The following is a 9,264-nucleotide window of genomic DNA, read 5'->3' as shown; positions in this document are numbered from 1 at the left end:
CGGCGGCGGCCAGCATGGCGCCGTCGTCGGGGGTCTGGGCCGAGCTCATCAGGTGTCCTTTCCTGGCCGCCAGATGGTGGTTACGGCTACGAAGGCGATGGCGAGCATCGCCAGCAGGTAGATGGTGCCCATGGCGCTTGCGAGGCCTGGGTCGCCGAAGCGGATCATCGTGCGGTAGATGAGCAGGCTCATGGTTTCGGAGGCGGATTGTGGTCCGCCGTTGGTCTGGATGAGGATGGTGTCAAAGGCCCGGGCTGCGTCGATGCCGCGGACCACCAGCGCCACGGCGATGACAGGCCGGAGCAGCGGAAGGATGATCCGGAACAGCAGCGACGGTGCGCGGGCGCCGTCGAGCCTGGCCGCCTCGATGAGGTCTCCCGGGATGTTCTGCAGGCCCGCGAACAGCACCAGGCACATGAACGATGTCGTGAGCCAGATGTCCGGGACGGCGACGGAGAACAGGACGATGTCCGGGTTCGACAGCCAGCCGATCTGGTTTGGGTTCTGCAGGATGCCGGCCTGGCTGAGCAGGGTGCCGAGCAAGCCGAAGTTGTCGATCATGAGGAACTTCCACAGCAGGCCGGCCACGATCGGGGCAATCATGAGCGGATACAGGAACATGGTCCGCCAGACCTGGGATTTCCGGCCCAGGGTCGTGAACAGGAGGGCCATGCCCAGACCCAGGGTGAACTCGAGGGTCACCACCATCAGGGTGTAGGCGAGGGTCCGCCATCCTGCACCGATGAAGGCCTCTGAGGTGAAGGCCCGGACGTAGTTGTCCAGGCCCACGAAGTCACGGGGGCCCCGACGATCGGGGAGATTTTGAAGAAGCTGTCCGTGACCAACCGGAACAACGGGTAGGCAACAAAGACTGCGAGGAACAACGCCGCCGGGGTCATCAGGTAGAGGGCGAAGCGGCGATCAGGGATGCGCACGGGATTCTCTTCCGCTGGTTGGGGCCGCGGCCGGCAACGCCATGGGCTGCTGCCGGCCGCGGAGTCTTATTTAAGGAGGGCCTGGATCTTGGACTTGGCGTCCGCGAGCAAGGTCGTGCTGTCTCCGCCGGCGACGGCCTTCTGGAGCATCGGAACCAGTACGGTGTCGACGATCTGCTGCCACTTTGCTGTTGCCGGACGGGTTGCCGTCGCGGGAGCGTTGAGTGTTTCGATCAGCGGTTTGAAGCTCTCGTAGCCGGGCTGGTCCTGGTACTTCTGGAAGGCGGAGACCCGTGCTGCCAGGCCAAGGCTTGACTGGATGGCCAGGTCATTGTGGTCGAAGGCGCACTTGACGAACTTCTTCGCGGCGTCCGTGTTCTTGGTGGCCTTGGGTACCGAGAGGTACCAGGGGCCCGGAACACCGGCAACACCGGCGGACCCGCCGATCATCGGGGCTGTTCCGACCTTGCCGTAGACGGGAGAGTCCTTGGGGATCTGCCGGTACGCGTGGGCCCAGAACTGGGTCATGGCTGTCTTGCCCTGGTTGAAGAGGTTCTGGGCGGCGGCCCAGTCGACCTGGGCCGCGCCGGCCGGGGCGTCCTTGACGAGGCTGGTGTAGAAATCCAGCGCTTGTTTGTGGGCCGCGTTGTCAATCACGACGTTGTTGTTGCTGTCCAGGACCATGGGCGATCCGGCCTGCAGCACGTGGGTGAGGTACTCGGTTTCAACGCCGCCCTTGACGTCCGTGCCATACATGCCGTCCTTGGTGAAGAAGGCGGAGATGTCCTGGTACTGCTGCCAGGTCTTCGGCGCGGCGAGATCGTAGCCGTACTTGGCCTTGAAGTCGGCCTTGTTCTTGGCGTCCTCAAAGAGGTCCTTGCGGTAGAGGACTATCTCGGCGTTGGTCCACGCCGGCATTCCAATGAAATGGCCATCGACGTTGGCTTCCTTGACCAGTGAAGGGAAGATGTCCTTCTTTGCCTCGTCAGTGAAGAGCTCATCGATGGGCTGCAGGGCGTCCTTGAAACTGGGCAGCCACACGGAGTCAAGAGCCGCAACATCGAAGGAGACAGTGCCGGAGGAGAATTCGCTGGAGAGACGGTTGAAGAGGCCATCGTAGGGGAGTTCGACGAAGTTGACGTTGACCCCGGTGTCCTTCTTGCACTGGTCGGCGATGGGCTGCAGTTCTGCATGGCCGCCTGCCTCGACGAGGACGTTGATGGAACTTCCGGCGGCGCCCCCGGACGTCGCCGGGCCCCCTGCGCCGCATGCGGTTGCGGCCAGGATTACCGCGGCTGAAAGGCTGCCGAGGGCGGCAAGCCTGGAGATTGTTTTTCGAGAGGACATCGCTGTCGACTCCCTTTCTCGGGAACGGAATACGAAGACGGGATAAGATGAAAAACCGTTTTGCCAAAACGACTTGGCAACAGATTACGCGCAGGGCGCGGCGGGTGTCAAGGGTCACAAATCATTGGTAGACGCCGTCGGATGTGCCAAAAACTTCCGTCCGAATTTTGGCGTTGACAGCCGTCATGCCGGGCTCCTAGTGTCATCTCTGGTTAGCCCAAACGGTTTGGCACATGAGTTGTGACATTAGTCCACGTGGGACATTAGCCGTTTCCCGGGAACAAGAGCGTGATGCCGCCGAGGCGGATGACAAGGACAGTCAAGCCTTCGGCGGCCGGCCCGGCAACGCCCGATTCTGAGCAGCAGTCTTATCTCATACAGAGGAGAAACCCGTGGTAACTGGAAAGAATCTAGAAAATGCGAATCCAAGCCGCCGCCGGCTGATCGGTGCCGGAGCAGCCGGAACGCTTGCGGCTGCATTGACTTTCGGAACAACACAGAATGCTAATGCGGCCGACGGCCAGCAAGGCGCACCCCTCAATTCGCCCAACACGTACGACGTCACCACCTGGAGGATCAAGGCCCACCCGGAGGTCACCGCGCAATCCGACATCGGGGCGGTCATCAACGACATCATCGCCGACATCAAGCAGCGGCAGACGTCCCCGGACGCGCGTCCCGGAGCCGCGATCATCATCCCTCCGGGCGACTACGACCTGCACACCCAGGTCGTCGTCGATGTGAGCTACCTGACCATCGCCGGCTTCGGGCATGGCTTCTTCTCCCGAAGCATCCTCGACAACTCGAACCCGACCGGATGGCAGAACCTCCAGCCCGGAGCCAGCCACATCCGCGTCCTGACCTCTCCGAGCGCGCCCCAGGCATTCCTCGTCAAGCGGGCGGGGGATCCGCGTCTTTCAGGAATCGTGTTCCGGGACTTCTGCCTCGACGGAGTCGGTTTCACCCCCGGCAAGAACAGCTACCACAACGGCAAGACCGGAATCGAAGTCGCCTCCGATAACGACTCCTTCCACATCACCGGCATGGGATTCGTCTACCTCGAACACGCCCTGATCGTGCGCGGCGCGGACGCACTCCGCGTCAACGACAACATGATCGCCGAATGTGGCAACTGCGTCGAGCTCACCGGGGCCGGGCAGGCGACAATTGTCAGCGGCAATCACATGGGCGCCGGTCCTGACGGGGTCACGCTCCTGGCCGAGAACCACGAAGGCCTCCTGGTCACGGGCAACAACCTCTTCCCCCGAGGCCGCAGCCTCATCGAATTCACGGGCTGCAACCGGTGCTCGGTCACTTCGAACAGGCTCCAAGGCTTCTACCCGGGCATGCTCCGCCTGCTGAACGGCTGCAAGGAAAACCTCATCACGGCCAACCACATCCGCCGGACCAACGAGGGGTACCCGCCGTTCATCGGCCGCGGCAACGGCCTCGACGACCTCTACGGCGTAGTCCACATCGCGGGAGACAACAACCTCATCTCGGACAACCTCTTCGCCTACAACGTCCCGCCCGCCAACATCGCCCCCGCCGGCGCCAACCGACGCAGATCCTGATCGCCGGAGGGGACGCCAACGTCGTCGCGCTCAACCACGTGGTCAGCGACGTCGCTTCTCAGCACGTCGTTCTCGACGCCTCAACTACCCACTCGAAAGTGCTCGACAGCGGGACAGCCTCCCAGATCACCTCCTACAGTTCAGACACTGCTATCCGGCCGACCCCCTGACAGACCAACGCGCCAGGAGCGTGTCCCGAAGCCGGGTCTCCGTCCTCGCGGCGCGCTCCCACGCATTGATCTGCCCTGCCGGCCGCTGCCGTCAAGGCAGAAATGTCACCTCGTCGATCATCCGGCCGAGGTCTCGCCAGACACGCCGGTGCTGGCCCGATCTAGCCGCCCGTGAGGCAAGCCAGGCGTGCTCGGGGCAACGAACCTACCGAAGACCCGGATCAGGGCATGCTGGAGAAACCCTCCAGCATGTCCCGACTTCCGGAAAGGAGCGTAATGAATTACGGAAACCATGCCGCCACCGCGCCAAGGGGTACGCGCGTCGTTATGACCGGTGCCGGCGGGAACATCGGCCGTGGCCTCGCCCCACGACTCCTAGCCGCTGGATACCAGTTGACCCTGTCCGACCTTAAACCCGTCGACGGCCTGGCTACGGAAGCACGCTTCGACGCGGCGGACGTCCGGACCGGAGAGGGCCTCCACGCCGCGATGGTCGACGCCGACATTCTCGTGCACCTGCCGGCCCTGCACGGCATCCACGTCGCCGATCACACTGAAACGGAATTCTGGGACCTCAATGTAAATGGCACATTCCGCACCCTGCAGGCGGCCGTCGCCGCCGGCGTGGGGAAAGTGGTCTGGCTTTCCTCGCAGGCTTGGCATGACTCGAGCGACGTTTACGGATTCACGAAAGTCATCGGCGAGCAGCTTTTGGACTATCACCGGAGGTGTCACGGCATATCATATGTTGCGGTCCGCCCTGCTTCGCTGGTGCCCTGGACGGACTGGGCCCGTGACTATGGTCGCGGCCTGCTCTACGAGCGAGTAGATCGCAATGACGTGCTCGACGCAATTGGGTTGTCGACGGACTATGTGGCAGCAAACGACGGCGGGCTGGTGTTGGATGCCCTTCATCCGGACGCAGTCCCGGCCGCAGACCTGGCCGAGTGGAAACTTGACCCAATCGGCACCGCAGACCGCCTTTTCCCCGGGGCCCGGACCGTAGTCCAGCGCTTTGGCCTGGACATCTCAGCACCCCCCGTAAAGCCAAGCAAACTCGGCTGGACCGAGACAGGCTACGCGCCGAGCCGTGACTTCGGAGCGTGGATCAATCAGGTCACCGGACTCAGCGACGATCAGGTTGAAGCACGAACCAGCGACTACTGAACGTGATCCAGTCGAGGGTGGTACACGGACACACTGGCCTTGCAAGTCCAGGCGGCCATTGCCGCCGGAAACTTAACCACCGAGCAGGTGGACATCGCCCAAAGGTGCCGATATTCCTGCAGGGGCTTCGCCGACCAGTGCTGCTGATTTAGGGCGATTCGTGTGCCAAGGTGCTATGGCCAGAGGCCAGAGGTTTGCCTCGCCGACCGCAAACGTAACGAGTGGCTGCCGTCCTGATCGAGTTTGCCGGCCGCGTCAGCGGGGTATGAGCAGGCTGATTTGTGTCCTGATGTCCCGCTCCAGTGCTTCAGTTTCCAATCCGGCGTTTACGCTTGCGGCCATGCTGACAAACATGATCGCCGAGACAATGCGCGCCGCCGTCGCGGCGTCACCCGCGCCGGCCGGTTTTTCCCTGTCGAGTATGGCGGCAATGGCTTCCTCGGTTTGCGCAACGATGGATAGAGCAGCGCTGTGCTGTGGCTCCGTGGGGTCGCCGAAGACCATTTCCCGCAGGTAGAAGCGTCCGTTGTCGATCTGGGTTCGGTTGCACTCCACGATCGGCCGCACGATGGCCATCACCGCACCCAGGCATCCGGGGTGGTTTCAGCATCCGCCCGGCCCCGCTGGAGCGCTTCTGCGTAGTGGGCGTTCTGAACGAGGAGGAGGAGTTCTCCCTTGGTTTTGGCGTAGAGGAAGAGGGTTCCGGTGCCGATGTCGGCCTTGTCGGCGATCTGCTGGGTGGTGACGTCCTCGACCCCGTATTCGGCGAACAGCTCACTGGCTGCGGCGCTAATGCGGTCCAGCTTCTCCTGCTTGTTCCGCTCGCGCCGTCCGAGCGGCTGGGACGTGACAGGCATGGGTTCCTCCGGAGATAAACTGACTCGACTCAATAATGAGTATACCGGCGCTGCGTAAACCGGCCCTCCGGTCGGCGCCCCTGCTCTTCGTAGTGGGGGAGGATCCCGCCACGCTTGACATACGTCAGTGCTGCTTCAACGTCATAGGCATGGATGGCATAGGCCCCCGGCTTCAGCTGATGGCTGAAGAAGTGAAGTGCTTTTCCAGGTGTGGTCCGGTGGTTGGTGGTGAGGTGCCCATTGATGACTTCTGGTCGCGGGCGGTGGTGGTCAGGGGGCGAGGAATTCGACGACGGCGGGTGCGAACCGGGTGTGGTGCTGGAAGATGCCGCCGTGGCCGGAGTCGGGGTAGATGATCAGTTCGGATCCCTTGATGCGCCGATGCAGGTCTTCGGAGAGGACGGAGGGCACCATGCGGTCGTTGTCGCCATTGGCGATAAGAGTGGGGTGCGTGAGGGTGGACAGGTCCGACGGGGCGGAGCGGCCGAACGCCTGGATGGCCTTCAGCTGCGTCTGGAATGCACGGGTGCTGATTGGTTTGTCGCGGTCGATGGTTCGCTCCTGCAGGCGTTTGATGAAGGCTTTCGCAGCGGGTTTGCCGGTGGCGTTGCGGTTGAAGAACAGGAATTCCTTGGGGTCGGACCGGGTCAGGGTTGCCCGGAGGATGTCCCGGTAGGTGGTGCCGACGACCTTGTCGATGTCTTTGCCCCCGCGCGGACCGGTTCCGGTCAGGACGAGTTTGCGGACACGGTCGGGATGTTTGAGGGCAAGGTCCTGGGCGATCATGCCGCCCAGTGAGAAGGAGAAGACGTCTATCTTGTCGAACCCAAGGGCCTTGATGAAGGTGTAAGCGTCGTCGGCCATTGCCTCGATGTTGTCCGGAACCCGTCCGGTGGAGGCGCCGACGCCGGGCTGGTCGAAGGTAATGACGTGGCGGTTCTTGGCAATGGGGTCGATGATGCGGGGGTCCCAGTTATCAAGGGTGGCTGCCAGATGCACGAAGAACACGACGGGGATGCCGCCCTTGGGCCCCAGCTCGCGGTAGGCGTAGCTGACGCCTCCGGCGGTGACAGTGCGGGCAGGTGCCTTCGCGTACGAGGTGATGACTGGTTCGTTCGGGGCGTCGGTGTTGTCCATGACGGGTGTTCTCCTGGATTCTTTGCGTGAAGAGTCGCTGGCGGCGGGTCAGTTGGTGAGGGTGAGCACTGCTTTGCCCCGGAAGCCCCCTGCGGCCAGGGATTGCAGTGCCTCTGGAGCCTGGCCGAAGGTGAAGACCTTCCCTACGATGGGGCGCAGCACGCCGGCGTCAACGAGGGCGCTGATCTGGCGTAGTTGGTCGCCGCTGGCTCGCATGAAGAGGAACTCATAGCTGACGCCGAGCTTCCTGGCTTGCCTCCGGATCTTGCTGCTGAGCCCGGTGATCGCCAGGCGCAGTATGGGGTTCAGGCCTGCTTTGCGGGCGAATGCCGGATCGGGCGGGCCGGCGATCCCTATCGCCTTCCCGCCGGGCTTGAGGATGCGCAGTGATTTCTGCAGGTTCTCGCCTCCGAGGCTGTCCAGCACCAGGTCGTATCCGCTCAGGAGCTGCTCGAAGTCCTGGGTGCGGTAGTCGATGACGATGTCGGCGCCGAGGTCCCGCAGGAACCCGGCGTTGGAGCTGCTGGCGGTGGTTGCGACGGTCGCGCCGAGATGTTTGGCGAGCTGGATAGCGATGGAACCGACTCCGCCGGCGCCGGCATGAATGAGGACTTTCTGACCTGGCTGCACCTGGCCCTGCTCGACGAGGGCCTGCCACGCCGTAAGGGCCACCAGCGGCAGTGATCCGGCCTCCTCCATGGTGGCCGAGACGGGCTTGAGTGCAAGGTCTTCCTCCGCGACGGCAATACGTTCGGCAAATGTGCCGATACGGTCCTGGTTGGGGCGGGCGTAGACCTCATCGCCGGGCTTGAACCTCTTCACTCTTTCCCCGACGCGCAGCACGGTGCCGGCGAGGTCGTTGCCGAGGATCAGCTGGAGCTTGTAGGGAAGGATCTGTTTGAACTCACCCAGGCGGATCTTCTCGTCCAGCTGGTTCAGGCCGGCAGCCTGCACCTGCACGAGCACGTCCCGTTCGCCGACGGCGGGTTCAGCAACCTCGGCTTCGCGCAGCGGTTCCTTGTACTTGTTGATCACGAATGCCCGCATGCCGCGATGCTCCTTCTGGGTGGATGTTCTTGTGGTTGGCGCCGGTGGCGACAGTATCTTCGTCGTGGGGCGACGTCCGGTTAAAGTGACTACAATCAATTATGACTGTACTCAGTTAATTGTCAAGCGGTAATGGAAAGCGCCGTGGCGACGTGTTGGATTCATCACCACGGCGCTGCTGCTGTTTCTAGGACTTGCTGCGCGCAAGTTGGGGGTAGAGCGCCTCGATGGGGGCGCTGAGTCCGGCCTTGACCTGGATGGACGTCTCGTCGGCGAGGACCTCGTACTCGCCGGCTTCGAGGGCATCCAATACCGTGGTGACCAGATCGGCCGGGTCCATTTTCGGGTCGGTGGCATGCGCAGCCATTGCCGTGTCGACGTAGCCGACGTGGACGCCCACCACGTGTACCCCTTCGGGGGCGAGCTCCAGGCGCAGTGAGTTGGTGGCCGACCAGAGGGCGGCCTTGGTGGCACTGTAGATGCCGCCGACGGCGTACCAGCTCATGGCGGAGTGGATGTCGATGATTGCGGATTCGGCCTTCGCTGACAGGATCGGTGCGAAGCGCGGGCGAGGAATAGCGGGCCAAGGAAGTTCGTCTCCACGTTGCTCCGGATTTCCGCGTCGGTGTGGGTAAGGATGCCAGGGGTTGCAACGCCGGCCCCGGCGTTGTTGATCAACACCGTGACATCGCCCGCAGCCTCGACTGCGGCCCGTATTGATTCCGGGTCCGTGACGTCGAGGGTAAGGGGGACGATGCGCTCGTCCTCCCAGGTGCGCGGGGTGCGGGCGGTGGCGTAAACCTTGCTGGCGCCGCGGGCGAGGGCGCCGTGGACGAAGTGGGTTCCAATGCCGCCGTTTGCGCCGGTGACGAGGACGACTGCTCCATTGAGTGAGTGCATTTCACGAACTTTCTGTGTTGATTTCCGTCCGCGCCGGTCGGCGTGGATGGTTGCGGGATTAGGCGTGGGCAAGGGCCGGGTAGTCGGTGTACCCGGCCGCCCCGCCGCCGTAGAGAGTGCTGGGATCCAC

The 9,264-nt window shown here is 63.2% G+C and carries 6 protein-coding genes and 3 pseudogenes; 3 read left to right on the top strand and 6 right to left on the bottom strand.

The genetic code is table 11. The features are described from left to right. Positions 1 to 48: 48 nt before the first annotated feature. Together AHiyo1_RS14490 and AHiyo1_RS14485 are read right to left on the bottom strand one after the other, a co-directional pair. Positions 49 to 935 (bottom strand): annotated as a pseudogene (locus AHiyo1_RS14490) (carbohydrate ABC transporter permease). A gap of 66 nt (positions 936 to 1,001) precedes the next feature. After that, complete coding sequence (locus AHiyo1_RS14485) at positions 1,002 to 2,282, bottom strand: ABC transporter substrate-binding protein (RefSeq protein ID WP_059389039.1); 1,281 nt, start codon at positions 2,280 to 2,282, stop codon at positions 1,002 to 1,004. Between the two features lie 392 nt (positions 2,283 to 2,674). On the opposite strand from AHiyo1_RS14485, the gene AHiyo1_RS14480 reads away from it, so the two are divergent. The 3 genes from AHiyo1_RS14480 (at position 2,675) to AHiyo1_RS14475 (ending at position 5,193) form a co-directional block, all read left to right on the top strand. Further along, positions 2,675 to 3,856, top strand: a complete 1,182-nt coding sequence (locus tag AHiyo1_RS14480) for a fructotransferase (protein ID WP_340639328.1) — start codon at positions 2,675 to 2,677, stop codon at positions 3,854 to 3,856. Further along, complete coding sequence (locus AHiyo1_RS27955; protein WP_340639333.1) at positions 3,850 to 4,026, top strand: hypothetical protein; 177 nt, start codon at positions 3,850 to 3,852, stop codon at positions 4,024 to 4,026. Before AHiyo1_RS14480 ends, AHiyo1_RS27955 begins: the two co-directional genes overlap by 7 nt. A 276-nt stretch (positions 4,027 to 4,302) precedes the next feature. Then, positions 4,303 to 5,193 carry an NAD-dependent epimerase/dehydratase family protein gene (locus AHiyo1_RS14475; protein WP_059389038.1) on the top strand — a complete coding sequence of 297 codons (891 nt, stop codon included), beginning with the start codon at positions 4,303 to 4,305 and terminating at the stop codon, positions 5,191 to 5,193. Positions 5,194 to 5,448: 255 nt separating this feature from the next. On the opposite strand, the pseudogene AHiyo1_RS14470 reads toward AHiyo1_RS14475, so the two are convergent. From AHiyo1_RS14470 to AHiyo1_RS14455, 4 genes and pseudogenes are all read right to left on the bottom strand, one after another. Further along, positions 5,449 to 6,050, bottom strand: a pseudogene (locus AHiyo1_RS14470) (TetR/AcrR family transcriptional regulator). 270 nt (positions 6,051 to 6,320) lie between these two features. Continuing rightward, positions 6,321 to 7,187 carry an alpha/beta fold hydrolase gene (locus AHiyo1_RS14465; protein ID WP_059389037.1) on the bottom strand — a complete coding sequence of 289 codons (867 nt, stop codon included), beginning with the start codon at positions 7,185 to 7,187 and terminating at the stop codon, positions 6,321 to 6,323. A gap of 48 nt (positions 7,188 to 7,235) precedes the next feature. Continuing rightward, complete coding sequence (locus tag AHiyo1_RS14460) at positions 7,236 to 8,234, bottom strand: NADP-dependent oxidoreductase (RefSeq protein WP_059389036.1); 999 nt, start codon at positions 8,232 to 8,234, stop codon at positions 7,236 to 7,238. Between the two features lie 187 nt (positions 8,235 to 8,421). Next, positions 8,422 to 9,134: pseudogene (locus AHiyo1_RS14455) on the bottom strand (SDR family oxidoreductase). Positions 9,135 to 9,264 lie beyond the last annotated feature (130 nt).

Source organism: Arthrobacter sp. Hiyo1 (assembly GCF_001263615.2).
Classification (GTDB): Bacteria; Actinomycetota; Actinomycetes; order Actinomycetales; family Micrococcaceae; genus Arthrobacter.
This window is presented reverse-complemented; position numbering and strand designations above follow the sequence as displayed.